The sequence below is a fragment of the Iodidimonas sp. SYSU 1G8 genome (assembly GCF_039655775.1).
Taxonomy (GTDB): domain Bacteria; phylum Pseudomonadota; class Alphaproteobacteria; order SMXS01; family SMXS01; genus RI-34.
On the sequence record NZ_JBBYXJ010000001.1, the window covers coordinates 1,470,001 to 1,495,957 of the forward strand.

Genomic DNA, 25,957 nt, shown 5'->3' on the forward strand with positions numbered 1-25,957 from the left:
GTCATTCGGGCGACCACTTCGGGCGCCACCGGCGTGACCGCCATGCCGCGCTGGAAGCCGGGGCGCGCCTCGAGTTCATCGAACCAGCGCTTGAGATTCGGAAAATCCTCGAGCGCGATCCCGGCAAAGCCGTGAAACCAGATCCAGGTCCAGTTGGCGATGTCGGCAAGGGAAAAGTCACCGGCCAGATAGGCATTGTCGGCCAGCCGCGTATCCAGCACCCCATAGAGACGGCGAGTCTCGTTCTGGTAACGCTCTATGGCGTAGGGAATCGTCTCGGGCGCCGAATGCAGGAAGACATGGGCCTGACCCTGCATCGGACCGACGCCGCCCATCTGGAACATCAGCCACTGGATGACCAGCGAACGGCCCTTTGCATCGCTCGGGATGAGCTTTCCGGTCTTTTCCGCCAGATACAGCATGATCGCGCCGGATTCGAAGACAGGGAAGTCGCCGGCGTCGCGATCGACAATGGCGGGGATCCGGCCATTGGGATTGATCTTCAGGAATTCGGGGGTTTTCTGTTCGGCCTTGCCGAGGTCGACGCGCTTCAGCTCGTAAGGCAGCCCGAGCTCCTCGAGCATGATGGACGCCTTCCAGCCATTGGGCGTCGACGCGCTATAGAGATCGATCATGGGAGTCGCCTTCCGCTGTTTTCAGGAAGACGAAGGATACGGCGAAATACCGACATGGCGAGCGCCAACGCCGTGCACAGCCGCACGAATGGCGTGCGCCGCGACCGGGCGGGCCGTCAGCCGGCGGTGATGTATTCCTTCAGCGCCGATGCCTCGAGCTCGGCTTCGGCGATTCGCGCCTTCACCGCGTCGCCGATGCTGACGATCCCGAGCAACTGTCCGTCCTCGATCACCGGAATGTGCCTGATCCGCCGGCGGGTCATCATCTCCATGACTTCCGACACCGAATGCGCGCGGGAACAACTGTGAATCACCATGGTCATGATTTCGCCAACCGGCAAATCCAGCACCCGCGATCCGATCTCCGCGATGCCGCGAACCAGATCGCGCTCGGAAAAAATGCCAAGAGCGCCGCTGTCCGTGCCCGTGACCACGACCGCGCCGATCCGGTGCCGGTGAATCATGTCCACTGCGTCCGCGACCGTCATGGTAGAGGCGACGGTGATGACCTCGCGACCTTTACCCTGAAGAACAGCTTCGACTTTCATCGCCGCATTCCCCGTGTTGCTGCGTGGAGGATCATAGTGAACCTCCCGGACAGGGAGCGCAAGGACCCGCAAAAAGCCGGAGCGCCGCGCGGCAAACTTCGGCTACCGCGATGCGGCGGAGCGGATAGAATGGTCCGCCAGGAAAGCGGAGGTCGATGATGCAGCCATCAGGACGGGAGCCTTTGCCGGTGTCGAAGGCCGTGCCCGTCGCCGGCTGGCTGGCCGTGATATCCGCGATCCTTCTTGGCGGCGGGCCGGTTTCCTACCGGCTGGGGCTGACCCGGGCGGATACCGCGATCGACATTTTCCATGCCGGTGGCATCGCCGCCGCCGCCGCGCTGACTGCCGCGCTCGTCGCGCTGTTCCTGATCCTGATCCGCCCCGGCCGCAGCTCGGGCGCGCTCAATGCCGCCGCGACCGCCCTGTTCGGCGCCGCGGCCGTCACCGCCGTGCTCTATTGGTCCATCGTCCCGGCGTGGCAGACACCCGCGATCCATGACGTCGTCACCTCGCCCCGCGACCCACCTGAATTCGTCGCGCTACGCACGATCCATTACGAACGGCACAGCTACTCGCGCTACCAGGCGCGAGATCCGCGGTCGGGTATGTCGATTTCCGCGGCCTATCCGGAGATCGGAACACTCGTCTTCGACAGGTCGCTACGGCAGGTCTTCAAGGCCGCGCAGGATACCGCCCGCGCGCTGGGATGGTCGATCGCGGCAACGGCGAGGACCGAAGGACGCCTGGAAGCGGTCGACAGGGCGACCATATTCGGGTTCCATGACGACATCGTCATCCGCGTCCGCCTCAATACCGCGGGCTATACCGTGCTCGACATCCGTTCGGCGTCCCGCGAGGGGACCCGGGATCTGGGCCGGAACGCCTGCCGGATCGAGGCCTTTGTGGCGCATCTGAAAAGCCATCTACCTTGAACATCCGGAGAAACCGATGAAGACGAAGGCCGCAGTGGCGTGGCAGGCAGGCAAACCCCTGAGCATCGAGACCGTCGAACTGGACGGTCCGCGCGCCGGCGAAGTGCTGGTGGAGATGAAGGCGACCGGCATCTGTCATACGGACGCCTTCACCCTGTCCGGCGCCGATCCGGAAGGTCTGTTCCCCGCCATTCTGGGCCATGAAGGCGCGGGCATCGTCGTCGATGTGGGGCCGGGCGTCATCAGCCTGAAGAAGGGCGACCACGTCATTCCCCTCTATACGCCGGAATGCCGCCAGTGCGAGTACTGCACCTCGGGCAAGACCAATCTGTGTCAGTCGATCCGGGAAACCCAGGGACGCGGCGTCATGCCGGACGGCACCAGCCGGTTCTCGCTGGGCAAGGACAAGATCATCCATCACTACATGGGCACCTCGACCTTCGCCAATCACACCGTGCTGCCGGAGATTGCCCTCGCCAAGGTCCGCGAGGACGCGCCGTTCGACAAGATCTGCTACATCGGCTGCGGCGTGACCACCGGGATCGGCGCGGTGATCAACACCGCGAAGGTCAAACCGGGATCGAACGTGGTGGTGTTCGGGCTGGGCGGCATCGGCCTCAACGTCATTCAGGGCGCCCGCATGGTCGGCGCGAACATGATCGTCGGCGTCGACCTCAATCCGGCGCGCAAGGCCATCGGCGAAAAGTTCGGCATGACCCACTTCGTCAACCCGAATGAGGTCGAGGGCGATCTGGTTCCCTATCTGGTCAATCTGACCAAGGGCGGCGCCGACTACAGCTTCGAGTGCATCGGCAACGTCAACGTGATGCGCCAGGCACTGGAATGCTGCCACAAGGGCTGGGGCGAGAGCATCATCATCGGCGTCGCCGGCGCGGGACAGGAAATCGCCACGCGGCCGTTCCAGCTGGTCACCGGCCGGGTCTGGCGCGGCAGCGCCTTCGGCGGCGCCAAGGGCCGCACGGACGTGCCGAAGATCGTCGACTGGTACATGGACGGCAAGATCAACATCGACGATCTGATCACCCACACACTGCCTTTCGAACAGATCAACGAGGGCTTCGACCTGATGCATCGCGGCGAATCCATTCGCGGCGTGCTGACCTACAGCTGAGGAGAACGAGATGAAAATCGCCATCATGGGATCGGGCGGCGTCGGTGGCTATTTTGGCGCCAAGCTGGCGCTGGCGGGCAACGATGTCACCTTCATCGCGCGCGGCGCCCATCTCGACGCAATCCGCGCGAATGGCCTGCGGGTGACGACGGATACGGGCGAGATGACCGTCAATCCGGCCAAGGCGACGGACGATCCGGCGACGATCGGGCCGGTCGATGTCGTCCTGTTCACGACCAAGCTCTACGACACGACCGAAGCCGCCGAGAGCCTGAAGCCCGTGATGGGTCCGGAAACCTTCGTGGTGACGGTGCAGAACGGCGTGAGCGGCGCAGACCTGATCGGCGACGTGCTGGGCCGCGACAGGGTGCTGGCCGGTTCCACCTACATCATCTCGCACCTAGAAGCGCCGGGTCTGATCCATCACATGGGCCAGTTCCAGCGTATCGTCTTCGGCGAGGTGGACGGCACGCTGAGCGAGCGGGGCAAGGCCTTCGCCACGACCTGCGCCGATGCGGGGATCGACGTGGATTTCAGCGACAAGGTCCTGACGACCATGTGGGAGAAGTTCATTCCGCTGACGGTCATGAGCGGCATGACCGCCCTCACCCGCATGCCCATCGGCCCCATTCTCTCGGACCCTGAACTGTCAGCCATGGTCGATGCGGCCGTGGCCGAGGCGGTCGCGGTCGGGCGCGCGCAGGGTGTGCCGCTGCACGAAAAGGCCGCCGACCGCGTACAGAAGACGGTCCGCGCGGCGCCGTACGACACCAAATCATCCATGCTGGTTGATCTGGAACGCGGCAAGAAGATGGAGTTGCCCTGGCTGAGCGCCACGGTGGCGAAGATGGGCGGCGAACTCGGCGTGCCGACCCCAACACATGCTTTCATCGCAGCCGCGCTCAAGCTGCATGCGGGCGGAACCGCCCGGCCCTGATCTCAGAAAGAAGCAACGGCCGGTGGACATTCGCCACCGGCCGTTCGCGTCCGAAGATTACTTCAGGTGCCGGAGATCGCGCTCCAGATCCCGCGCGTCGAACGCGTTCGGATCCTTCGGCGGGCGGCGGCCATAGCCCATGACGATTTCCAGCGAAATGGCATACCGACCACTGTCGTAATAGCGGTCATAGTCGCCATAGCGGCTGTGCCGGCGCGGATTGCCGCGCGGCGGCGCGCCCGCCTGATCGCGGCTGACGATGTAGAACCAGCCATAATCGCTGTCCAACGTCACCTCGGCGGCGCGCAGCAGGGCGTATTCATAGACCAGCGACGGATCCATCGACGCGTTGCCTTGGAAGGTCACCACGTAACGCGCCGGGTCGACGCGCTGGTCGATATAGCCGGAATCGCCCGGCCCACGCGCGGGTCCGTAGAGCGAACTCGACGCACATGCCGTCAGGGCGAGCCCGGCCGCCACCATCAAACCAATCCGTCCCATCATGTTCGTCACTCCCGATCTGTTCGAGACAACGAACGCCGCATGCGCCGTGCGGTTCCCGAATACCGCAGCAATCCACCATTTTTCGAGACTGGCCGGACGGCTGACGATTCATTAGCATCGCGCCGACAAAGGGGGAGCGGCATGAGCCAACCGGACAATCGCCTGAAATTGCGGCAGATCGCACTGGTTGCCCGGGACCTGCATGCGGCCGAGCAGGATCTGACCGCCATCTTCGGCGTGCAGGTCGCATACAGGGATCCTGCGGTCGCCAAGTTCGGCCTCGAGAATATCGTCGTGCCCGTCGGCGACCAGTTCCTGGAAGTCGTCGCGCCGACCCGGGCGGGCACCGCGGCAGAACGCTATCTGGAGCGGCGCGGCGGCGACGGCGGCTACATGGTGATCCTGCAATGCGCCGACCCGGCGGCGCGGGATGCGCGGATCGCCGCGCTGGGCATCCGCACCGTTCTCGACATCGACTATCACGATTATGACGGCGTGCAGCTTCATCCCCAGGACACGGGCGGCTCGTTCCTGGAAGTGGACTGGGCGCCGGATTTCGAGCGGCCTGACGGCCCGTGGCATCCCGCGGGCGACCATTGGCGGGCCTCGAAGCGCACTGAAATTTCGGCCGGCATCGCGGCCGTGGAAATTCAGTCCGCCGATCCGGAAACCCTCGCCGCGCGCTGGGGACGCATCCTCGCCGCCCAACCCATGGCCGGTGACGGGCTCTGGACGATCAGCCTCGGCCTTGGATCGCTCAGGTTCACGGAGTGCCGCGACGAGCGGGGCGAAGGACTGGCCGGTATCGACATTCTTCTGAACGACCCTGACAGCGCGCGGCGCGAGGCCTCGCGGCGCGGCCGGCTCGTATCCCCCAATCAGGCGCTGATCGGCGGCGTCCGCTTCGCCCTTTTGACGGCTTAACAGGCAAGGAAAGACTTCATGTACCAGGAAATCCTCTACAGCGTGAACGGCCCGGTGGCCGAAGTCCGCTTCAACCGTCCCGACCGGCTCAATGCGCTGACCCGGCGCATGCTGGCGGAAATGAAGCACGCCATCGGCGAGGCCGAGAAGGACGACAACGTGGTCGGCATCGTGCTGACCGGCGAAGGACGCGGCTTCTGCGCCGGCATGGACATGCAGGCGCTCTCGGCGCTGGGCGCGGCGGGCGGCACCGGCAAGCGGGTCGACGAGGATTACGGCCTCGACGCGCAGCCGGGCGATCCGGCCATGGGCGAGGACTTCCTGAAGGGCCATTCCTATCTGATGGCCGTGCGCAAGCCGATCATCGCCGCCATCAACGGCCCGTGCGCGGGCCTCGGCTTCGTGCTCGCCATGCTATGCGATCTTCGCTTCATGGGCCAGGAAGCCGTGGTCACGGCGTCGTTCTCGCAGCGCGGCCTGGTCGCCGAATATGGCGTCAGCTGGATTCTGCCGCGCATCATCGGCGTGTCGAAGACGCTGGACCTGCTCTGGACCTCGCGCAAGATCAAGGGCGACGAGGCCAAGGAGATGGGCCTGGTCGACAAGGTGTTTCCGGCGGGCGATGTCGCCGCCCAAGCCCGCGCCTACATCGAGGAACTGGCCGCGAAGGCGGCGCCCTACTCGCTGATGATGATGAAGCGTCAGGTCTATCGCCATCTCGCCATGCCGTTGGGCGAGGCCGTCGCCGAGACCACCCAGTGGATCGCCGAGAGCACCGCGCGGGACGATTTCAAGGAAGGCGTCAACGCCTATCTGGAACAGCGTCCGCCCCAGTTCGGCCGCGTCAAGATCGACTGACACCATCACGGAAGACGAAGAGCCGGCTCGTCGTGAAGTTCACGGCGAGCCCGGCAATCGAGCCGCAGGCGACCGCCAGCAGTGGCCGCAGGCCAGTCGCCCCACCGCCCGCCAGGACCAGGGCGTAGACGCCGTAATTGATGGCGCCGCCCAGCATCATGAACCCCACGAACAGCGCCCATTGCCGATGGATCTTGGCGGGAGACGCATCGGCGAAGGTGAAGCTGCGGTTGAGCGCCCAGGTCACGCTGGCCGCGCACAGAAACGAAAGGATGCGGCCCAGCCAAGGACCCGCCGCCGTTTCCTGCAGCAGCACGTAGAGAACACCTGAGTCCACGGCAAAGCCCAGCGTCCCGACCACGCCGAAGCGAAGGAATTGACCAACCAGCCGGCGCGGCGGCATGTCAGCCCTCGTCCGGCCGGCCGGGCGCGATCTGGCTGAGATACGCGAGACGCTTCACCTCGCGCCGGGCGGTGGTGACCGTATCCAGAATCATCCCGGACGTAAGGCTGAGGAAGGCGAGCAGCATCAGGCCCGTCGCCAGCAAGGCTGTCGGGAAGCGGCGAACAAGTCCGGTCTCCATGAACTCCGCGATCACCGGCACGCCGAAGCCCAGCGACGTCAGGAACAGGAGGAGGAAGCCAAGGCCGAAGAATTCGCGCGGCCGCTCTTCCTTCATCAGGTTGACGATCATGCGCAGGATGCGCCAGCCATCGCGGAACGTGCTGAGCTTGCTGAACGAACCCTCGGGCCGCTCTCTGTAGGGCGTGTCGACCTCGCGGATGTTCATCCGCAGCTCCAGCGCGTGGACGTTGAGTTCGGTCTCGATCTCGAAACCGTGGGACAAGGCCGGAAACGACTTCACGAAGCGGCGGGAGAACACCCGGTAGCCCGAAAGCATGTCGCGGAACCGGTTACCGAAGATCAGGCCCACCAGGCGCGTCAGGACGACATTGCCCAGGCGATGGCCGGGGCGATAGGCCGCCTTGGCCTCGGCCACCCGGGCACCCACGACCATGTCGAGCCTGTCGTCGAGCAATTCGGCAACGAGGCGCGGCGCGCTCGCCGCGTCATAGGTGTCGTCGCCATCGACCAGCACGTAGATGTCGGCCTCGATGTCGCCGAACATGCGGCGCACCACGTTGCCCTTCCCCTGCAGCGGCTCGCGCCGGACGATGGCGCCAGCGGCACGGGCCACCGCGACCGTGTCGTCGGTGGAATTGTTGTCATAGATGAAAATCCGCGCCTGGGGCAACGCTGCGCGGAAATCGCGCACCACCGCGCCAATCGACACGCCCTCATTGTAACAGGGCACGAGTACGGCGATACGCGGTTCAGGCAGGTCGGACATTCAGGTCACTCGTAACAGATGGCAAGGGGCCGGCGCGGCGGTAGAGCATCCAGACGAGAATGCCGAGGATAAGGGGAGAGAACTGGATCTGAGCCGCCTGGGCAAGCATGCGCGACAGCAGCGGCCAGAGCCAGATGAGCGCCAGAAAGGATTTCTCCCATGGAAGGAAGCCACGCTTGAGCCCGTCCGCCGTCACCCAGGCCAGAACGAGAGCCAGCACGATCAAATCATAGTCGAGGACGTAGGGTGTCGCGAGAAGCGAGCCGGCGGCAAGGAGCGCGGCCTTGACCTCGAACGGCGCCGACGGCCGCCGCCAGACGACCACGACGAGCAGCGCGAGCCCGAGCAACACGATCATCTGCGCCGCATAGGCGACCTCGATGCCGCCGCCCGCCATGCGCACCATGGAGAAGATGGACTGTATCCGATGCCAGCCCGTGCCTCCGGCCTCCAGCACCACGTCCCGGGTGAAGGTCGTGCTGCCCAGGAACGCCTGCCAGGTCTCCGCGCCGAACACCAGATAGGAGGCGGCGATGAGGATCAGCCCCGCCGCGCTGGCAGCAATGACACTGCGCCAGTAACCGCCGGCCAGCAGCGCCAGAGGAATGAGAACGCCGAACTGGGGTTTGTACAGCAGGCAGGCGATGAGCACGCCCGCGAGCCAGGGCCGCCCCCGCGCCAGCGCCAGGAAGGCCGCTCCCAGCAGCCCGGTGGTGAGAAATCCGTTCTGGCCGTTGATGACGTTGATGAACACGCCGGTGAAGCCGACCAGCGCCAGCACGGCCGGCCCGACCGGCAGATCCTTCGGCACGGTGGCCCGAAGAACCGCCAGGTACCCCAGGAAGGTCACGCCCAGCCAGACGAACAGGGCGCCCATGAATGGCAGAAGGGCCAGCGGGGCCACGAGGAAGAGCGCCATCGGAGGATAATGCCAGCCGAAATAGGCGCCCGGGTCGAAATCGATCAGCGCATGTTCCACCGCATTGTGGCGGACCGGATCATAGGCGATCTCGGGACTTCCCTGAAGGACCAGGTAAGAGGTCGCGTAGACATTGATGAAGTCGGCACCCAGCGGCAGTCCATCGGGCGTCAGGACGCCATTGTCCGACAGCGCGGCCCAGATCACGCCCGCCATGCCAAGCACCAGGAAGATGAAAGGATACGCGGTCAGGCGACCGCGGGTCAGCCAGGCGCCGGAACGCAGCCCATGAAGGCTCATCGGTCTTTCAACATGCTTGGCCGTCGCCCCCATCGCCCTATCTTACCGATCGATGCCGGCGCAGGTCAGTCTAGCGCATTGACCCGCGCGCACAAGCAGCCGGCTTGACACGGCGTGGGGCAATCATCCGCCTAATGCTTGATCTTTCTGACCAATCATGCGTCACAATGGGTGCAGGGGCCGGCTTCCACGCCGCCGGATTCGCGGGCTTTCGCCACTGGCACGGAGCTTGCTTCCTATATTGGGTACGGCACTCGACAATGGGGCTGACTACAGGTGACCGACATACTCGCATGAACAAACCGGCAGCTTTTGACGAAATGGCGCTTACCGACGGATCGGTACGTTCCATCTACCGCAATGTCGATAAATGGCTGCGTGAAGCAGCGCTCGACCGGCTTGACCTCAAGCGCCTGGAAGCGGACACGATCTTCCGCCGACTGGGCATCACATTCTCGGTTTATACGGAAGGCGGCGATCCCGAACGGCTGATTCCCTTCGACATCATACCCCGCGTCTTCGGCGCCGATGAATGGCAGCGCCTGTCGGCCGGCGCCATCCAACGGGTGAAGGGCATCAACGCGTTCATCCACGATATCTATCACGACCAGGAAATCCTGCGGGCCGGCAAGGTGCCCGCCGCCCAGGTGCTGCGCAACGACCAGTTCCGGCCCGAAATGCGCAACCTGGACGTTCCCCGGGACATCTACGCCCATATCGTGGGCATCGACATGGTGCGCACGGGCGAGAACGAGTTCTACGTGCTGGAAGACAATGCCCGGACGCCGTCGGGCGTGGCGTACATGCTGGAAAACCGCGAAGTGATGATGCGGCTGTTCCCCGAGCTTTTCGCCAGCCAGCGCATCGCGCCCGTGGACAATTACGCCACGGAGCTGTTGCGCACCTTGGCGAGCGTCGCGCCCGCCTATGCGTCGGATCCCACCATCGCGGTGCTGACGCCGGGAATCTACAACAGCGCCTATTTCGAACATGCCTTCCTCGCCGAGGGGATGGGCGTGGAACTGGTCGAAGGTCAGGACCTGTTCGTCGAGAATGCCCACGTCTACATGCGCACGCCCGCGGGCCCGAAGCGGGTCGATGTGCTCTACCGCCGGCTGGATGACGATTTCCTCGACCCCCTCGCCTTTCGTCCAGATTCGGCGCTGGGCGTCCCCGGCCTGATGAGCGCCTACCGCGCCGGCAATGTGAACATCGCCAATGCCGTGGGCACAGGAATTTCGGATGACAAGTCGATCTATACCTACATGCCCGAAATCATCCGGTTCTATCTGGGCGAAGAGCCGATCCTGAACAACGTGCCGACCTATAGCTGCCGCGACGAGAGCGACCGGAAATACGTTCTGGAGCACCTGCCCGAGCTGGTGGTCAAGGAAGTACACGGCTCCGGCGGCTACGGCATGCTGATCGGTCCGACCTCCACCAAGGAGCAGTGCGAGGAATTCGCCAAACGCATCAAGGCGAACCCGGATGGCTACATCGCCCAACCGACGCTGGCGCTGAGCACCTGCCCCACCTTCGTCGAAAGCGGCATCGCGCCGCGCCACGTTGATCTGCGGCCCTTCGTGCTGTCGGGCGATCAGGTGCGGATGGTGCCCGGCGGGCTGACGCGAGTCGCCCTGCCCGAAGGCTCGCTGGTGGTGAATTCCAGCCAGGGCGGCGGCACCAAGGATACCTGGGTTCTGGAGGGGTGAGACCGGATTCATGCTGAGCAGGACCGCAGACAATCTTTACTGGATGGGCCGCTATATCGAGCGGGCCGAAAACAACGCCCGCATCCTCGACGTGGCGCACCGCATGTCGTTGTTGCCGTCCCTGACGGGCGAGCATCGGACGGAATGGCAGTCGGCCATCACCATCTCGGGCGGCGAGGCGGATTTCGCCGAGAATTACGGCACGCCGAACGAAACCAACGCCGTCTATTACATGGCGCTGGACCGGGATAACGCCTCGAGCATCTATTCCTGCCTCAAGGCGGCACGCGAGAACTGCCGGGCGATACGCCATGCGGTGCCGACCGAGGTGTGGGAGGCGGTGAACACCACCTGGTTCGAGATTCGCGACATGACCCAGACCCGGCTGCAGAGTCGCGGGGCGCAGCAGTTCTACGACTGGGTCAAGGAACGCTCCAGCCTGTTCCGGGGCGTTACCGTCGGCACCATGCTGCAGGACGATTCGTTTCACTTCGCGCGCCTGGGGACCTTTCTTGAGCGAGGCGACAACACCGCCCGCATCCTGGACGTGAAATTCCATATCCTTCTGCCCAAGGGCGAGCAGGTCGGTGGCGCACTGGACTACTATCAGTGGACCGCGCTGCTTCGCTCGGTGTCGGCCCTGCGAAACTATCGCCGGGTGTTCGGATCGGAAGTGGTGCCCTCGCTGGTGGCGCAGCTGCTGATTCTGGTCGATGCCATGCCGCGCTCGCTGCATCACTGCCAGAGCGAGATCGTGGCGCATCTTGATGCCCTGGGAATCGCCTATGGCAAGCGGCACGAGTGCCACCGCATGGCCGGCGAGGCGCACGCCAAATTGCGATTCGGCAAGATCGAACACATATTCGACGTTGGCCTGCATGAATACCTGACGGATTATGTCGAGCGTAATGCCAAACTAGGCGTCGAAATCGCCGACAACTTCCTTCTAGCCCGGTAACCCATGGATCTGCACGTCGAGCACACGACAGAATACCGCTACAGCCTTCCGAGCCGCCATTCCATCCAGTACATCCGGCTGACGCCCCCGTCCAATGAAGGGCAGACCGTCAGGTACTGGCAGATCGACGCCCCGGAACGGTTGACCCAATGGTATGACGGGTTCGGCAATATCGTGCATACGCTGGTGATGAACAGCGAGCACGAGGCGTTGCGGCTCACCGTTCATGGCACGGTATCGACGAGCGACACGAGCGGCGTGCTCCCCAGCGCGGAACGGCCGGACGCCTCGCTGTTCCTGCTGCAGCCAACGGCGCTGACCCGGGCCGACGAGGACATGGCGCGTTTCGTCGAATCACTGGGCCGGCCGGACAGCTCGGGGCTGATCGGCTACCTGCATGTTCTGATGGCCGCGATCCGGGACCGGGTGGATTACCTCCGCGGCGAAACGGACGTCGCCATGACGGCGGCGGAAGCGTTCCTTGCCGGGGCCGGATTCTACCAGGACCATGCCCATATCTTTGCCGCCTGCGCCCGGCTGGCCGGTCTGCCGACGCGCTATGTCAGCGGCTATCTGTGCGACACGTTGGACGGACACGCGCGGGATTCGAGCCATGCGTGGGCCGAAACGCTCGTACCTCATTTGGGCTGGGTCGGATTCGACCCGGCCAATGGCATCTCTCCGGACGACCGTTATATCCGGATCGCCTGTGGCCGCGACTACCGGGACGCAGCGCCCGTCCGCGGCATCCGGAGTGGCGGCGGCGGCGAGGTCCTCGCCATGCGCGTCGCCGTGCTGGATGCCGCCGATTCCGACGCCACGGCCCAGGTCCAGAGTTAGGCCTGCATTGCGGGGCCTCCCATGCCACGTCATAGTCGCCGGATGACATATCAAGCTGAAGGAGAAGCCGCGTGACCTATTGCGTCGGCATGTTGCTGTCATCGGGTCTGGTGATGCTTTCGGATTCCCGTACCAATGCGGGCATGGACCACATTTCCACCTTTCGGAAGATGTTTGTGTGGGAAGTGCCCGGCGAACGGGTGATCACACTGATGACGGCGGGAAACCTGTCGATCAGCCAGACGGTCGTCAATCTGCTGAAGGAGCGGATCGCCGAAGGCGGCGAGTCGGCCGAGACACTGTTGAACGCCACCTCCATGTTTCGCGTCGCCCAGCTCGTCGGCGACGCCGTCGGTCAGGCCCGCAAGATGTACGGCGAGGCGCTGGAAGCCGAATCGCGCGGCTTCAACGTTTCGCTGATCCTGGGCGGGCAGATCAAGGGCCGGGGACTCCGCCTGTTCCAGATCTATTCCGCCGGAAACTTCATCGAAGCGACCGTCGAGACGCCCTATTTCCAGGTCGGGGAAACGAAATACGGCAAGCCGATTCTCGACCGCGTGCTGAATCACAACACCCCGCTGACCGGCGCGATGAAGCTGGCGCTGATTTCCATGGATTCGACGCTGCGGTCGAATACGTCCGTCGGCGCGCCGCTCAATCTGGTGGTTTACGAGCGGGATGCGCTGACCCTGGCGATGAACAGGATCATCCGGGAGGATGAACCCTATTTCCATACCATCCGCCACATGTGGTCGAACGCGCTGCACAACGCCTATGTCGACCTGCCAGAGCCGGACTGGCGCCAGACGTCCTTCGACGTCTGATCTCACGCGGCATTTTATTTCAGGCGGATCCGAGCCGGCTGTGGTCCACAGCCGGCTTTTCCTTGTCCACCGCACTGTCCGCCCCAAAAGAAAACGGGCCGGAACCTGAGGTTCCGGCCCGCCGAGACTTGGCGATATTTACGGCGATCAGTCGGTGCCGCTGCGAAGCACGTTGGTCGCGCTGTTGCCGATCGCCGTTGCACCAACCGAGTTGCCGCGAACGGTCAAGCTGCTGTTGTTGCTGGCGGCATTGATAGTGGCCACGCCGCCGATCCCGATAGCCACGCCATCGACCGAGGCGCTGACGGTCGTGCCGTTGTTGGTCTGCAGGTTGGAGATACCCGCCGAAGGATGCTGGAAGGTGCCGGTGTTGAGCACCAGATTGTTGATCGCTTCGTTGCCGATCGCGGTCGCCTGTACCTGGTTGCCTTCGACGCTGAGCGCACTGTTGTTCACGCCAGTGGTGTCTTGCAGGCCGTCAATGCCGATACCGACCAAGCTGATGTCAGCCGACACCGTATTGCCGTCGGTGCTCTGCACGTTCAGCACCGCATAGTCGGTCCCCGTCACAGTTACCGGCGAAGAGGCCGTGGGATCGATGACCGAGCCTGCACCCGAGCTCTCCTGCAACGTGGCGCCTGCCGAAGAGAGCAGAACGTTGGTTGCGCGGTTCGCCGTGGCGATTGCGTTGACTGCGTTGCCGCCCACGATCAGTGCGCTGTTTTCCGCGCCTTCGTCGATGTTGCCGGTCAGGATGGCAACACCAGTGACGTCGGCGAGAATTTCACTGCTGGTCTGGACCTGCAGGTTGGCCACGACACCAGTCGCATCGCTGGACGACCCAGCAGTCAGCACCAGAGCATTGGTCGCGAGCAGGCCCCGCGCTTCGGCCTGAACCACGTTGTCGCTGACCGTGACGGCGTCGAAGGAGTAATCTTCAAGTCCGCCAGCGACGATCGCCGCACCGGCAATCGAAGCCGTGAAGCTTGCATTGTCGGCGAGCTGTGCGTTCAGCACCGAGAAACCAGCCTGAATTTCGGTCGGGTCAGTGCCGCCCAAAGCCTGGCTGTAAGGCGCGTTCGCCGAGATCGATGCCTCGGCCGTAGCACGAAGCATGTTGTTGGCGGTGGCACCGATGGCGGTCGCCATGATGTCATTGCCTACGGCGCTGAGAGCCACACTGCCGTCGCTGCGGGTGTCGTCCGCAATGGCGGTAATACCGGCCAGGAATACGCTCGCATCGGTCACGCTGCCATCACCGATGGACTGCAGCGAAACTACAGAGGCACCCGGTGTACGGTCATCAACCGGATTCGAGTTGATGTTGGCCGACGCCGTGATGTTCAGGGTGTTGGTTGCGTTGTGCTGCGCGGCCTGGGCCAAGATCAGGTTGTTGTCGGCGCTGACGGAACCGCTGGTCACGTCACCGGCGACGATCGCGCCGATCAGCGTGCCGTTGACTTCGGCGTTGACCGCAACCGGGGTATCGAGATTGCCCTGGACGTTGACGACGGAGAGAGACGCATCGGTACCGACATCGGGACCACCGGCGGGATCGTAGACGGTGAGGTTGTCACCGTTGCGGAACTCGACGTTGGTACCGCCGCTGTTCAGCACGTTGGTCGCACGGTTGGCGGAGGCGAGTGAGGCCACCGCGTTGCCGCTGGCAGTGAAGGAGCCGTTCTCGACGTTCTCCGAGTCGGTCAGGACAGTGATGAAGGTCCCGTTGTTCGACGCGCTGTAGGTCACAGGCGCATCGGCGAGCTGCAGGTTAGCGACGACAGCGGAAGCTTCGTTCTGGGTGTAGTTCAGCGCCATCGAGTTGACAGCGTCGTTACCGCGGGCCTCGGCCACGACCACGTTGCTGTTGGCGGTCAAGCTCGACCCAATGATCTCGTCGTCAAGCGCACCGCCGAAGACCGAACCCGCCTCGACCGAGATCGCCGTACCGATAATGGTGGACGACACGTCGACCGAGTTGACCTGACGGGACGCGACAGTGAACGCGGTCTGATCGACGATAATTTCATCGCCATCCACGGTGGTCAGCTGGTCCTGCGGCGCCGAATTGGCGACGGTGGTGCCAGAAGACGTCAGCGTGTTGGAGACATTGTTCGCACGGGAGATGGCACGGACCGCGTTACCGTCAACGCTCAAGTTGCTGGCCACGAGATCGGTCGTGTCGTTCCGGTTAACATCGACCGCGATGGTGGCATCGTCGATGATCGTGGAGAAACCACCGCTGGTCTGGTTCGACAGACCATACTGATTGGACGCGATGGTCGCGATCGGACCGTTGGTAGCCGCGGCGCCAGTGATATCGGCGTCGCTGAGATCGAAGCTGCCGACATTAAGGGTCAGGGTATTCGTGGCATCGTTGCCAGCGGCGAGCGCGGTGATGCTGTTGTTATCCGCGTCGATGTCGCTCCGTTCGAGGTCATCATCATCGATGGCGACGTTAATGGTGATGTCGGCGTCGAAGATGCTGACCGCGACTCCGCCGGTGCCCAAGCTCTCGAAGGCTTGTTCGTTCACCAGCAGAGATTCGCCCTGAGCATGAGTGCCCGTGGTCGAGAGGGTGGCGCTGTCCGTACCATTCACCGTGGCGCTGTCGATGACACCGACGATGTTCTGCGTCTGCGCCGTGACGGCAACGGTGTTGGTCGCCTGGTTGATACGCGCCGATGCCAGCATGCTGTTGTCGCTTGCCGTCGCCGAGACGTCGCTGATGGCGTCGTCGCCGGAGATCAGATCGATCGTGATCGCAAGACCATTCTGGCTGACCGCCATCTGGGCCGAGGAGCCGTTATTGTCCTCATCGGCGAGCGTCTGAACGTTGACCAGACCGCTGGATGCCTCGAGGGTCGTGGCATTTACCGTGATCTTGTTGGTCGCCTGGTTAAGCGTGGCGCTGGTGGTGGCGCTGTTGTCGCTGGCGCTGAAGTCGCTGTTCACGATTGAGCCAACAACCGAGCCAACCGTCAGGTTGATCAGGTCGCCCGTGGCGGACGCCGTCACGATCGCCCCTTCGAGGTCTTCGACCGACTGATCGTTGACCAGCGCGAAGCCCGAGTCGAGCGCGGTGAACGGCACGCCAGCGCCGCGCTGCACGGAAGCGGCAGACTGGAACAGCTGTCCATCGCTGACGTCGACACCGTCAACCAGGATCGAGTTTGTCGTTGCATCAGCCAGGTTGCCCCAGACGCGCGCGTCGAAGGTATTGTTATCAACAGCGACGGCAGCTTCGTCGACATTGGCCGGGCCATTCTCGCCCACATCGACGTCGATGAAAGCGGGCAGACCCGTCTGCGGCGCGATGGACGCCGTCAACTGGGTGCCGTCCTCAACCGTCTGCGAGCTCAGGATCGCGACCGAGGCCGCGATGGTGGTCGCTTCAATGGCGATGGATGCTTCGGTCGAGAGGTTGCCGATTGCACGGGCCGTGAACTCGTTGTCGGAGACGCTGAGGTTCGAGGTGATGAACGAGTCGTCAGCAAGATTGACGTCGATCGACGCCAGCACGTCCGCGACAGCGCTGCCACCGTCGAGCACCTGGGCGTTCAGGATGCTGATGTCGGCGGATACGCTGCCGGTCTGGGCAACGCGATTGACCAGGATCGGATTGAGAATCAGCGCGCCTGCGCCATCCACGCTCGTGCCAGTGATGTCGATCTTCGAGGAGTGGCTGTTGCCGGTCGCCAGCGCCGAGGCTTCATTGCCGTCGACGGTGACATCGCTGTTAATCACCTGACCGATACCGCCGAACTCGGCGACGGTGACGGTGAACAAGGTGTCGTTGCTGGCGCTCTGCGTGCCTTCGGTATACTGGAGCGAATTGATGGCGACCAGCGAGTCGAAATCGGTGGTGTTGGCGACGAGGATTTCGTTGCTGACGCCGGAACCCGTGGCCGACGCGCTGGCGATGTTGTCGCTCGCGCTCACGGACGAGTTGTAGGAATCACGCACCAGGACATTGAAGTCACCCTGATCGATGTCCGCCGTTACGCCAACAGCGCTGAACTGGGCATTGGCGATGAACAGGTCGCCATTGACGTTGCTTTCATCGACGCCGGAGAAATCGACATTGTTCAGACGCGAGCTGGCCACGCCATCCTGGCTGAGGCCTGCGGCCAGGTTGACTGAATTGGTCGCCTGGTTGCTCGTCGCCGCCGCAGTGATTTCGTTGCCTTCGAAGGTCAGCGAGCTGCCCGTCAGTGTGGCGATGTATTCGTCGGCGAGATAGTTCTGCGTGTCACCGGCTTCGATGACCACATCCTGGACCAGCGCATCAATCGAGAAGTCGCCGTCATTGCCCTGGATGTTGATCGCGCCAGCCGTGCCGACCAGCGTAATCGCACCGCCAGCCGTGAGCGCAACGCCCGAGACGGCGTCGTTACCAGTGAAGGTCGCCGCGATGGTGTTGTCGGTGACGACGAGCGGCACATTGACAATGGCGGCCTCGGCATCGACCCGGGCCAGAAGACCAATGCGGGAGTCGGTGATCGTCGCGTCCATGGCGGGCGCGCCGGTGTTGAACTGAGCGGAACCGACCAGAGCCGTCGCGCCAGCCGTCAGCAAGGGAACAGCCGTCGAGATGGTGGCCTGACCGACTTCCGTGCTGTTCTGCAGGAAGTTCACGTCGCCCGCGATTGAACTGTTCGCGTTGTTTCCCTTGCCGTCGGCGGTGATGGCGTTGCCATCGACTTCGACAGAGCTGCCAGCACCAAGATCGATGACATCGATCTGGATGTCGCCTAGCTCAACGGACGCGACAATATCAGAGCTGTCACTATTGAGCTGCAACACGCCGAGCGTAGCGGCGCCATTGTCGCCAGGAATGCCGCCGTTGGTAGCGGCGTAAAAATCTACAACAGAGAGCTTAGTGTTGCCCGTAGCGATAGCGAAAATCTCGTTCTCGCTATCGATGAGATTGTTTGTTCCGCCGCCGAGGTTATGGCTCTGGCCACGATCTGTGGGCAAGCCAATCACAATATCCGAGACATCGCCGGTGAATTCGCCAGCACTGTTGATCTGCCCCACTTCGGTCGGAAGCGCACTCGAACCGGCAGTGATTGTCAGGGACGGATTAGTCAGGTCGATGACCAGATTGTTCGCCTTCGCGCCAGACATGCCGGCAGCCGTGGCGAGCGCCACCGCGCTCACGGTCGTGAGTACACGCAACTTAAGCATTAGGTTCCCCCTCTATGCGTAACGCTCGCCGGCCTGGCGCCGACGGAGCCCCCTTAGAAACGCCAATTGGCGTCGCCCTCAGTGCGTCTCCGTTGAATGACGGTATACGCAGTCGATAGGCATTACGATGGCAGGAAATTACCCGATTAACCCAAGGGCGTCTAGCCCAGAAGTATGGCCGGTTCAGGGGAAAACCATGTCGTTCCAATGACATTAGCTGCAAGAACAGCGCCCTCCAGCCCTTATCGCGCCGCGGTTTTCAACGGTCGATACGAGTCCGGCACGTCCTTGACATGCCGAAAATGTGAACAGGGACAGAAGAGGCGCCGGCCGCCCGGTCTCTGAGTGACCTGTGACCAACGGCGCAACGGGTCCTCGCCCTGTCGAGTCGGCCCTCCTCCAACCCCTGTTCCACCGATGAAGATCAGCGATGGAACAGGGGCGCCGGAACCAAGGACCGGCGGGAGGACCTCTTACGCGGCGGCGGCGAGCCGGCGGGCGTCTTCGGAGTTGGACGACAGGTTGCGCAGGGCATAAAGCACGTATTCCCGTTTCAGCTCCGTCGGCACGTTGAGGTACCGGCACATGTCCTGCACGCGCTCGACGATGAACTTGGGATGATGCGCCGCCAGCGGCTTGCCGTTCCGGGCATAATAGATGTCGTAGATATAGGGAATCAGGTCGTCGGGCAGCGCCACCTTGTAGGCCCGGCATACCAGCTTGAAAATATCCTCGAACATCTGGCGCGAGGGATGGTTGATCTCGATCTTGTAGGGAATCCGGCGCAGGAAGGCGTCGTCCATGAGATTTTCGGGGATCAGATTGGTCGAGAACACCAACAGTTCGTCGAAGGGAATCTGGAACGTCTGACCGGTGCGCATGGTCAGGTAATCGACACGCTTTTCCAGCGGCACGATCCAGCGGTTCAGCAGGTCCTTGGGTTCGACGCGCTGCCGGCCGAAATCGTCGATCAGCAGCACGCCGTTGGTCGCCTTCATGTGCAGCGGCGCCTCATAGAAATTCGAGGCTTCGTTGAACGACATCTCCAGCATGTCGAGCGTCAGTTCGCCGCCGACCACGATCACGGGACGCTTGGACGGCACCCAACGCTCGTCGAGGGTTTCCGTGCGGCGCCGGATGAGGGCGCGCGGCGCGTCGGCTTCCTCCTCGTCGGAGGCACGCTTGTGCAGCGTGGTGTCGAACATCTTGATCAGCTGGCCATCGATCTCCAGCGCGTAGGGAATGAAGACCACGCTGGCGAAGGCCTGGCCGATGCCTTCCGCCATGGTCGTCTTGCCATTCCCGGGCGGGCCATAGACCAGCATGGAGCGGCCCGAATTCACGGCCGGCCCGATCTCGTCGAGAAACCCGTCGGGCAGCACCATGTGGGACAGGTTGCGCTGCAGGATGTCGCGATTGATGGATTCCGCGAGAATGGACTGCTTTCGGACCTGCCGGACCCATTCGTCCAGCGGCACGGGCGCGGGGCCGACATACTGGCATTGCTCCATGGCCTCGGCCGCCCATTGCCGGCCCTTCGCCGTCAGGGTGTTGCGCACATCGGTGCTGTTGGCGCCCGAAAAGTCGCCGCCGGCGGCGCCCAGCACCTGGGTCAGCCCGCGCTCGCGCATGATGTCCAGCAACTGACCGCAGAGCAGCGCCGGCAGCTTGATGGCGTCGGCCAGGTCCCGCACCGTTTCCAGGCCCAGAGCGTTGATCAGCTTGAGCGCATGGCTGAGCAGGAAACTCGCGCTCAGCCCGGTATCCTCGAGGGTGCGCGGCGGCTGCGGGAAATACTCCAGCGCGGTCTGGAGCTGGTCGGCGCTCAGCGCGCCCAGGGCGAGAAGATGCTCGCCCAGCTGGCCGCCCAGATCCCGCTGCATGTCGAGCGCCCGGTCGACCTGCTCCTGGCTGACGATGCGGCGCGCGACGAGAAACTCACCTAACTTCATGACACCCCTCCGGCATTCCAGTGGAAAGGACGACGGAATGCCACCCGTCGCCCCTTGCCGGCCCAACCTCTTTCGAGGCATCGCGATCGCGGGCGGTCGGCCAGACGCCCATGAAAGCTTTGAATTTTATCAAAACTTGCTCAAAATTTATCAATAAATCAAAGAAATGGAGATTTATAACATTGAACAAACAACTCTGATATTTGGCAATCTTGCCCATCTCTTCTCAGACTGTAGACCCCGATTACTGTGATATGGGCGAACCGCATCAAGCGCACGTTAAGAAATGTTAAGTCCGTCGGGCCCCGCGAGGCCCAGTGACAGTCCGCGTTTTTGCTTTGCGTCCGGCCCGATTGGCGCGACCCTGATCGAGAGGAATACGCACGGCAAACGGGAGACAGCCATGGACCAGCTCAGCGCGCAGGACGCCTCGTTCCTCTACACCGAGAACGAGCGCGTCGCGAACCATGTGGGCGGACTGTACATCTACAACCAGTCGACCGCGCCCGGCGGGCTCGTCACCTTCAAGCAGATTCTCCGCCATCTGGCGGCGCGATTGCATCTGGTGCCGCGATATCGCCAGAAGCTGCTGCACGTGCCAGGCAACCTCGATCATCCCTACTGGGTCGACGACTCCAAATTCGACATCGAATATCACGTACGGCACATGGCGCTGCCCAAGCCGGGAGACTGGCGCCAGCTGCTGATTCAGACCTCGCGCCTCTATGACCGCCCGCTCGACATGGCGCGGCCACTGTGGGTGTTCTACGTGATCGAGGGCCTCGACAATGTGGAAGGCCTGCCACCGGGCAGTTTCGCCGTCGTCACCAAGACCCACCATGCCCTGATCGACGGCGTCTCCGGCACGGCCATGGCGACCGCGATCCATGAACAGGAAGCCGATGCGCCCGATCCCGCGCCGGTGCCATGGACGCCGCAGCCGGCCCCAAACGAGATCGAGCTGCTGACCCGCACCTATCTGAACAATCTGGGTCAGCCGATGAAGTTCATGCAGCTGCTGGGCGAGGTGTCGCCGGCGGCGCAGCGCCTCATGGAAGGTCTGTCGAGCAACCGCTTCAACATTCCCGAAGCGATTGCCCAGGTGCCGCGAACCCGCTTCAACGGCAACGTATCGGGACACCGGGTCATCGCCGCGACGTCCTTTCCCATTGCCGACCTGCGGGCCATCAAGAATACCGTCGCGGGCGCGACCATCAACGATGTGATCCTGGCGATCGGCGGCGGTGCGCTCCGGCATTACCTGCTCGACAAGAACGAGTTGCCCGACAAGCCGCTCATCACCCTGTCGCCCATCGCGGTTCGCGCATCGAAAGACACCGCCTCGCTGTCCACGGCCGCGACGCCGGGAAACGAGGTGACCGGCATGCTGGTCTCGCTGGCGACCGATCTCAAGGATCCGCGCGCCCGCCTTCAGGCCGTGCATGACTCGGCGGCCAACTCCAAGGAGCTGACCAATGCCATCGGCGCCAAGCTGATGACCGACATCAACCAGTTCATCCCGTCGGTCACCATGGGACTCGCGTCGCGGCTCGCCAGTTCGCTCGGCCTCGCCACGCGCATGCAGCCCATCGTCAACACGGTGCTGACCAACGTCCCGGGGCCACAATATCCGCTGTATTTCTGCGGCGCGGAGATGGTGAACCAGTTCAGTCTCGGCATCGTCCAGGACGGACTGACGCTGTTCCACGGCATACTCAGTTATAATGGCAAGCTCAGCATCACCGCCATGTCGGACCGGGAGGTCATGCCCGATCCCGCCTTCTACCAGGAGTGTCTGAACCGGGCGTTCGAGGAGTTGAGGGCCGCGACGGCGCCGAAGCCCGCGCCCGCCCCGGCGAAGACGACGCGGAAACGTAAAACCACCAAATCTGGTTAATTATTGATCATGTATTCGGATTGATTAAAAGATTTGCAGACGACTCGCTCCGGGCCGGCGCCTGTGGTAACCTAGAGCCTCACTTCTCGCCAGGCGGAGGAAGCGATGTCTCGAGCGATGATCAGGTGCCCGGAGACCGGCCGGATGATTTACACCGGCATGGATATCGACTGGGACGGTCTGGAAGCAGCCAGATTTGTCGGAGAGTCCATGCCGTGTCCGCGCTGCGGGACCGTGCACGCGTGGAACGAAACCGATATCACCCTTGACGAGGATGGTTGCGGCGACTGAGTCCCGTCAGCCTCCGAGGGGCCACAAGATCGTGATCGCCGTGACGGTCACGATGCCGACCAGAATGTTCATGGGAACGCCGATCCGCAGGAAATCACCAAAGCGGTAGCCCCCCGGCCCATAGACCAACGTATTGGTCTGATAGCCGATGGGCGTCGCGAAGCTGGCGCTGGCGGCGAACATGATGGCGATGACGAAGGGGCGCGGATCAAGGCCGAGCTGGTGCGCAAGGCCGATACCAACGGGCGTCATGACGATGGCCACCGCGTTATTGGTCACCAATTCGGTGAGGATGGACGACAGCGCATAAAGGATCGCCAGAACCGCCCAGGGCGGCAGATGGGTCATCAGCGGGACGCAGGCATTCACGATGATCTGCATCGCGCCCGAATCCTCCAGCGCCTGCCCCACCGCCAGCATGGAGAGGATCAGGACCAGCAGCCGGCCATCGATGGCGGCGAAGGCTTCCTTGGCGCCCATGCAGCGCGTGAACAGGACAATGGCGACGCCGAGGACGGCAAGACCGGCGATCGGCATGAAATCGATGGTGGCCAGCGCCACCACCGCGATCAGCGTCAGCGCCGCGATCGGGCTTCGATGCCGCCGCAGCGGCTGTTCGGTGGGCTCGGACAGGTTCAGCAGGTCCATGTCCTCGGCCAGGCGCGCCAGATCCTCGGGCGCCCCTTCCAGCAAAAGCGTGTCGCCCGCCTCGAAACGCACCGTGCTGGTCTGGCCCTTGAGATTCTCGCCGTGCCGGTGCACCGCCAGGACGTAGCTGCCATAGCGCCGGCGCAAACGGAGGTCGGTGGTGGACTGGCCGATCATGGGGCTGTTGGGCGCGACCAGCGCCTCGGCGATGATGGCGGCACGCTCGCCGGCCGCAGTCAGGTCGCCCGCCGGGCCCAGGTCGAGATGCTTCTCGCCGCGCAGGCTGAGCACTTCGACGGCGGTGGATTCGAACACCACCCGATCCCCCTGACGGATCACCAGCCGGTCCATGTTGTCCCGGTTCGAGCGGTCGCCGCGCACGATATCGATGACCCGAAGCCCTCGGTTGCGGAACATGTCGATCTCGGAAAGGCTGCGGCCGATCAGTCCCGAGCCTTCCGGCACCACGCCATCGGCCAGATAGCGCTGCTTGCGCTGGCTGCCCAGCACGGACGCGACGGTCGTGCGGTCCGGCAGCAGCCAGGGCGCGCCGACGGCCATAAACAGGCCACCGGCGGTGGCGACGATGACGCCAAGCAGCGAAATCTCGAAGATATGAAACGGCTCGAGCCCCTGCGCGCGGGCGACGCCGTCCACCAGGATGTTGGTCGATGTGCCGATCAGCGTGCAGGTCCCGCCCAAAATGGCCGCATAGGACAGCGGGATCATCATCTTGGACGGCGATTTGCCCAGCCGCTGGCCCAGCGCCAGGATGGCGGGAATCATCACCATGACCAGCGGCGTATTGTTCACGAACGCCGAGGCCGCCATGGTGAACGCCAGGATGATGGGCAACACCGCGACCGGCATGGTCGTGGCCAGCCGCTTGATCAGGCGATTGACCTTGTCCAGCACACCGGTGGCGACCAGCGCCGCGCTCAGCATGAACATGGCGCCGATGGTGACCGGCGCGCTGTTCGACATGACGGACAGCATGCCCTTGGTGTCGATCAGCCCGAGCGCGAGACACAGGGCGACTCCGCCGATCCCGACGACTTCGGGCGGGTATTTCTCGCTGGCAAACAGCGCGAGCATGGCGATGAGCACGCCGATGGCGAGGTAGGGCGCCAGAGCTTCCATGGTCCGATTCTTGATCCGTTGGGTGGTCGCGGGATGAGCGCGGAGCGGGCGGCCCCACTTGGCGGATACGGCAGTCTCCATCGCCGTCATTGTTTCGGGTATGCTGATATCGACTGCCGGACGATCCGCCGTCAAGTCATAAGAAAACAGGCCGGGAAGCCTGTGATCCCGCCGTGCTACAACGGCGGTCTCCAACCCTGACCCGCAAAGGCCAGCATGCCTCACGACTGGATCGTCCTTGCCGTCTTCGTTGCCGTCTATGTGGGCATGGCCCTTGGCCGCTGGCCCGGACTGGCAGTCGACCGCACCGGTGTCGCCATGATCGGCGCCATCATCCTGCTGGTAACCGGTGCGGTGGATGGCGCGGCCGCGTTCGCGTCGGTGGACTTTCCGACCCTTTCCATCCTGTTCACGCTCATGGTGTTGTCTGGCCAGTTCGCCGTCAGCGGTCTTTTCGCCCGCATCGCCGCCGGGCTTGCGTCGCACGGACGCTCGCCCCGGGTGCTGCTGGCGCTCGTCATCGCGGCGGGCGGCGGATTGTCGGCGCTGCTGACCAATGACGTCGTGGTGTGGGCGATGACGCCGCTGCTGATCGGCGGGTTGTGCCGGCGGGGACTGGACGCCCGGCCCTATGTCATCGCGCTGGCCTGCGCCGCCAATGCCGGCTCGGCCGCGACGCTGATCGGCAATCCGCAGAATCTGCTGATCGGTGAAAGCGGCGGGCTCGCGTTCTGGCCGTTCGTGCTCGCATGTCTGCCGCCGGCGCTCCTTGCCCTTGTCGTCGTGCACATCGTCGTCTCGTGCTCGAGGATGTTCCCCGCAGGGAACGCAGGAGCCGTCGCGCCGGCGCCGGAGCCGAAACCCGTCACCCTCGACCGCCCTGCCCTGACCAAGGCCATCGCCGCCACCCTTGCCGTGCTGGCGATCTTCACCCTGACCGAGGATCGCGGCCTGTGGTCGCTCGGAGTCGCGGCGGCCTTGCTGCTCAGCCGCAGCCGCGGCACCAGGCAATTGCTGGGAGAGGTCGATTGGCCCTTGTTGTTGCTGTTCGCCGGGCTGTTCGTGGTGACCGGCGCGCTGGGCGACAGCGCCATGATGCGGGACTGGACGGGCGCGTTACCCGATCCCCGGTCCCTCGGCTCCATCGCCGCGGTGTCGCTGGCGGGCAGCAATACCATCGGCAACGTGCCGCTGGTGATGCTGCTGCTGTCGATCGTCCCCGGCTGGACGACCGAGACATTGCATGCCCTGTCGCTGTTCAGCACACTGAGCGGCAACTTCCTGATCGTCGGCAGCGTGGCCAACATCATCGCCGTCGAGCGCGCCAGGGCTCTGGGCGTCGCCATCGGCTTCCGGGACTATGCCCGGATCGGCGTACCGGTCACTCTGGCCTCGCTGGCCGTTGCCTATGGCTGGATGAGCCTGGTCTACCCCTGGCTGGCGCGCGTGGCCCCGTTCTGAGCC

Annotated in this window: 21 protein-coding genes (1 of these 21 cut by a window edge); 12 read left to right on the forward strand and 9 right to left on the reverse strand. The window is 63.7% G+C overall.

Annotated elements, in window-relative coordinates; genetic code table 11:
• Together WJU17_RS07040 and WJU17_RS07045 are read right to left on the reverse strand one after the other, a co-directional pair.
• Nucleotides 1-635, reverse strand: partial view of a glutathione binding-like protein gene (locus tag WJU17_RS07040; protein ID WP_346326620.1) — the 5' portion only. 28 nt of this gene lie to the left of the window's left edge; the window shows 635 of its 663 coding nt (coding positions 1-635); its start codon is at nt 633-635; its stop codon lies off the left edge, out of view.
• 116 nt (nt 636-751) lie between these two features.
• Nucleotides 752-1,183 carry a CBS domain-containing protein gene (locus WJU17_RS07045; protein WP_346326621.1) on the reverse strand — a complete coding sequence of 144 codons (432 nt, stop codon included), beginning with the start codon at nt 1,181-1,183 and terminating at the stop codon, nt 752-754.
• Nucleotides 1,184-1,338: 155 nt separating this feature from the next.
• Between WJU17_RS07045 and WJU17_RS07050 the strand changes: the two genes are divergently transcribed.
• The 3 genes from WJU17_RS07050 to WJU17_RS07060 are packed head-to-tail and all read left to right on the forward strand — an operon-like array spanning nt 1,339 to nt 4,184.
• Nucleotides 1,339-2,115: a DUF1499 domain-containing protein gene (locus WJU17_RS07050; protein WP_346326622.1), complete on the forward strand. Its 777-nt coding sequence runs from the start codon at nt 1,339-1,341 to the stop codon at nt 2,113-2,115.
• A gap of 16 nt (nt 2,116-2,131) precedes the next feature.
• Complete coding sequence (locus WJU17_RS07055; protein ID WP_346326623.1) at nt 2,132-3,247, forward strand: S-(hydroxymethyl)glutathione dehydrogenase/class III alcohol dehydrogenase; 1,116 nt, start codon at nt 2,132-2,134, stop codon at nt 3,245-3,247.
• A 10-nt stretch (nt 3,248-3,257) separates the two neighbouring features.
• Complete coding sequence (locus WJU17_RS07060; RefSeq protein ID WP_346326624.1) at nt 3,258-4,184, forward strand: ketopantoate reductase family protein; 927 nt, start codon at nt 3,258-3,260, stop codon at nt 4,182-4,184.
• A 57-nt stretch (nt 4,185-4,241) separates the two neighbouring features.
• Here WJU17_RS07060 and WJU17_RS07065 read toward each other — a convergent pair whose 3' ends face one another.
• Nucleotides 4,242-4,688, reverse strand: coding sequence for a hypothetical protein (locus WJU17_RS07065; protein ID WP_346326625.1), 447 nt, complete (start codon nt 4,686-4,688; stop codon nt 4,242-4,244).
• A gap of 141 nt (nt 4,689-4,829) precedes the next feature.
• On the opposite strand from WJU17_RS07065, the gene WJU17_RS07070 reads away from it, so the two are divergent.
• Nucleotides 4,830-5,612, forward strand: coding sequence for a VOC family protein (locus WJU17_RS07070; protein WP_346326626.1), 783 nt, complete (start codon nt 4,830-4,832; stop codon nt 5,610-5,612).
• A gap of 18 nt (nt 5,613-5,630) precedes the next feature.
• Nucleotides 5,631-6,470 carry an enoyl-CoA hydratase-related protein gene (locus WJU17_RS07075; protein ID WP_346326627.1) on the forward strand — a complete coding sequence of 280 codons (840 nt, stop codon included), beginning with the start codon at nt 5,631-5,633 and terminating at the stop codon, nt 6,468-6,470.
• Here the strand turns inward: WJU17_RS07075 and WJU17_RS07080 are convergent.
• From WJU17_RS07080 to WJU17_RS07090, 3 genes are read right to left on the reverse strand one after another with little or no spacing between them, the layout of a single operon-like run.
• On the reverse strand, nt 6,457-6,873 hold the full coding sequence (locus WJU17_RS07080) for a GtrA family protein (protein WP_346326628.1): 417 nt from the start codon (nt 6,871-6,873) through the stop codon (nt 6,457-6,459). The two genes, WJU17_RS07075 and WJU17_RS07080, sit on opposite strands and share 14 nt — an antisense overlap.
• Before the next feature lies 1 nt (nt 6,874).
• Nucleotides 6,875-7,822: a glycosyltransferase family 2 protein gene (locus tag WJU17_RS07085; RefSeq protein ID WP_346326629.1), complete on the reverse strand. Its 948-nt coding sequence runs from the start codon at nt 7,820-7,822 to the stop codon at nt 6,875-6,877.
• Entirely contained in the window at nt 7,806-9,041 is a 1,236-nt protein-coding gene (locus WJU17_RS07090) for a glycosyltransferase family 87 protein (RefSeq protein ID WP_346326630.1), read from the reverse strand. The genes WJU17_RS07085 and WJU17_RS07090 overlap by 17 nt, the downstream gene beginning before the upstream one ends.
• 293 nt (nt 9,042-9,334) lie before the next feature.
• On the opposite strand from WJU17_RS07090, the gene WJU17_RS07095 reads away from it, so the two are divergent.
• The 4 genes from WJU17_RS07095 to WJU17_RS07110 all read left to right on the forward strand — a co-directional run bounded on the left by WJU17_RS07095 (nt 9,335) and on the right by WJU17_RS07110 (nt 13,375).
• Nucleotides 9,335-10,753, forward strand: coding sequence for a circularly permuted type 2 ATP-grasp protein (locus WJU17_RS07095; protein ID WP_346326631.1), 1,419 nt, complete (start codon nt 9,335-9,337; stop codon nt 10,751-10,753).
• 10 nt (nt 10,754-10,763) lie between these two features.
• The gene (locus WJU17_RS07100; RefSeq protein WP_346326632.1) at nt 10,764-11,711 is read left to right on the forward strand and encodes an alpha-E domain-containing protein; all 948 of its coding nucleotides are present in this window, start codon (nt 10,764-10,766) and stop codon (nt 11,709-11,711) included.
• A 3-nt stretch (nt 11,712-11,714) separates the two neighbouring features.
• Complete coding sequence (locus WJU17_RS07105) at nt 11,715-12,551, forward strand: transglutaminase family protein (RefSeq protein WP_346326633.1); 837 nt, start codon at nt 11,715-11,717, stop codon at nt 12,549-12,551.
• Between the two features lie 71 nt (nt 12,552-12,622).
• Nucleotides 12,623-13,375 carry a proteasome-type protease gene (locus tag WJU17_RS07110; RefSeq protein ID WP_346326634.1) on the forward strand — a complete coding sequence of 251 codons (753 nt, stop codon included), beginning with the start codon at nt 12,623-12,625 and terminating at the stop codon, nt 13,373-13,375.
• Nucleotides 13,376-13,522: 147 nt separating this feature from the next.
• Here the strand turns inward: WJU17_RS07110 and WJU17_RS07115 are convergent, their stop codons facing one another.
• The gene (locus tag WJU17_RS07115; protein ID WP_346326635.1) at nt 13,523-18,565 is read right to left on the reverse strand and encodes a hypothetical protein; all 5,043 of its coding nucleotides are present in this window, start codon (nt 18,563-18,565) and stop codon (nt 13,523-13,525) included.
• 473 nt (nt 18,566-19,038) lie between these two features.
• On the reverse strand, nt 19,039-20,517 hold the full coding sequence (locus WJU17_RS07120; protein WP_346326636.1) for a hypothetical protein: 1,479 nt from the start codon (nt 20,515-20,517) through the stop codon (nt 19,039-19,041).
• A 403-nt stretch (nt 20,518-20,920) separates the two neighbouring features.
• Between WJU17_RS07120 and WJU17_RS07125 the strand changes: the two genes are divergently transcribed.
• Entirely contained in the window at nt 20,921-22,414 is a 1,494-nt protein-coding gene (locus WJU17_RS07125; protein ID WP_346326637.1) for a wax ester/triacylglycerol synthase family O-acyltransferase, read from the forward strand.
• A 105-nt stretch (nt 22,415-22,519) separates the two neighbouring features.
• Nucleotides 22,520-22,705: a hypothetical protein gene (locus WJU17_RS07130; protein WP_346326638.1), complete on the forward strand. Its 186-nt coding sequence runs from the start codon at nt 22,520-22,522 to the stop codon at nt 22,703-22,705.
• 6 nt (nt 22,706-22,711) lie between these two features.
• Here WJU17_RS07130 and WJU17_RS07135 read toward each other — a convergent pair whose 3' ends face one another.
• Nucleotides 22,712-24,493 (reverse strand): SLC13 family permease, encoded by a 1,782-nt coding sequence (locus tag WJU17_RS07135; RefSeq protein ID WP_346326639.1) that lies wholly within the window; start codon nt 24,491-24,493, stop codon nt 22,712-22,714.
• 216 nt (nt 24,494-24,709) lie between these two features.
• Between WJU17_RS07135 and WJU17_RS07140 the strand changes: the two genes are divergently transcribed.
• On the forward strand, nt 24,710-25,954 hold the full coding sequence (locus WJU17_RS07140; RefSeq protein WP_346326640.1) for an SLC13 family permease: 1,245 nt from the start codon (nt 24,710-24,712) through the stop codon (nt 25,952-25,954).
• Nucleotides 25,955-25,957: the final 3 nt, after the last annotated feature.

Bases quoted from the DNA above. Each gene is read 5' to 3' on its own strand.
- WJU17_RS07090 (WP_346326630.1), bottom strand. From the start codon at position 9,041: ATGAGCCTTCATGGGCTGCGTTCCGGCGCCTGGCTGACCCGCGGTCGC.
- WJU17_RS07085 (WP_346326629.1), bottom strand. From the start codon at position 7,822: ATGTCCGACCTGCCTGAACCGCGTATCGCCGTACTCGTGCCCTGTTAC.
- WJU17_RS07065 (WP_346326625.1), bottom strand. From the start codon at position 4,688: ATGATGGGACGGATTGGTTTGATGGTGGCGGCCGGGCTCGCCCTGACG.
- WJU17_RS07105 (WP_346326633.1), top strand. From the start codon at position 11,715: ATGGATCTGCACGTCGAGCACACGACAGAATACCGCTACAGCCTTCCG.
- WJU17_RS07140 (WP_346326640.1), top strand. From the start codon at position 24,710: ATGCCTCACGACTGGATCGTCCTTGCCGTCTTCGTTGCCGTCTATGTG.
- WJU17_RS07100 (WP_346326632.1), top strand. From the start codon at position 10,764: ATGCTGAGCAGGACCGCAGACAATCTTTACTGGATGGGCCGCTATATC.
- WJU17_RS07115 (WP_346326635.1), bottom strand. From the start codon at position 18,565: ATGCTTAAGTTGCGTGTACTCACGACCGTGAGCGCGGTGGCGCTCGCC.
- WJU17_RS07080 (WP_346326628.1), bottom strand. From the start codon at position 6,873: ATGCCGCCGCGCCGGCTGGTTGGTCAATTCCTTCGCTTCGGCGTGGTC.
- WJU17_RS07120 (WP_346326636.1), bottom strand. From the start codon at position 20,517: ATGAAGTTAGGTGAGTTTCTCGTCGCGCGCCGCATCGTCAGCCAGGAG.
- WJU17_RS07070 (WP_346326626.1), top strand. From the start codon at position 4,830: ATGAGCCAACCGGACAATCGCCTGAAATTGCGGCAGATCGCACTGGTT.
- WJU17_RS07060 (WP_346326624.1), top strand. From the start codon at position 3,258: ATGAAAATCGCCATCATGGGATCGGGCGGCGTCGGTGGCTATTTTGGC.
- WJU17_RS07045 (WP_346326621.1), bottom strand. From the start codon at position 1,183: ATGAAAGTCGAAGCTGTTCTTCAGGGTAAAGGTCGCGAGGTCATCACC.
- WJU17_RS07095 (WP_346326631.1), top strand. From the start codon at position 9,335: ATGAACAAACCGGCAGCTTTTGACGAAATGGCGCTTACCGACGGATCG.
- WJU17_RS07130 (WP_346326638.1), top strand. From the start codon at position 22,520: ATGTCTCGAGCGATGATCAGGTGCCCGGAGACCGGCCGGATGATTTAC.
- WJU17_RS07125 (WP_346326637.1), top strand. From the start codon at position 20,921: ATGGACCAGCTCAGCGCGCAGGACGCCTCGTTCCTCTACACCGAGAAC.
- WJU17_RS07135 (WP_346326639.1), bottom strand. From the start codon at position 24,493: ATGGAAGCTCTGGCGCCCTACCTCGCCATCGGCGTGCTCATCGCCATG.
- WJU17_RS07055 (WP_346326623.1), top strand. From the start codon at position 2,132: ATGAAGACGAAGGCCGCAGTGGCGTGGCAGGCAGGCAAACCCCTGAGC.
- WJU17_RS07075 (WP_346326627.1), top strand. From the start codon at position 5,631: ATGTACCAGGAAATCCTCTACAGCGTGAACGGCCCGGTGGCCGAAGTC.
- WJU17_RS07050 (WP_346326622.1), top strand. From the start codon at position 1,339: ATGATGCAGCCATCAGGACGGGAGCCTTTGCCGGTGTCGAAGGCCGTG.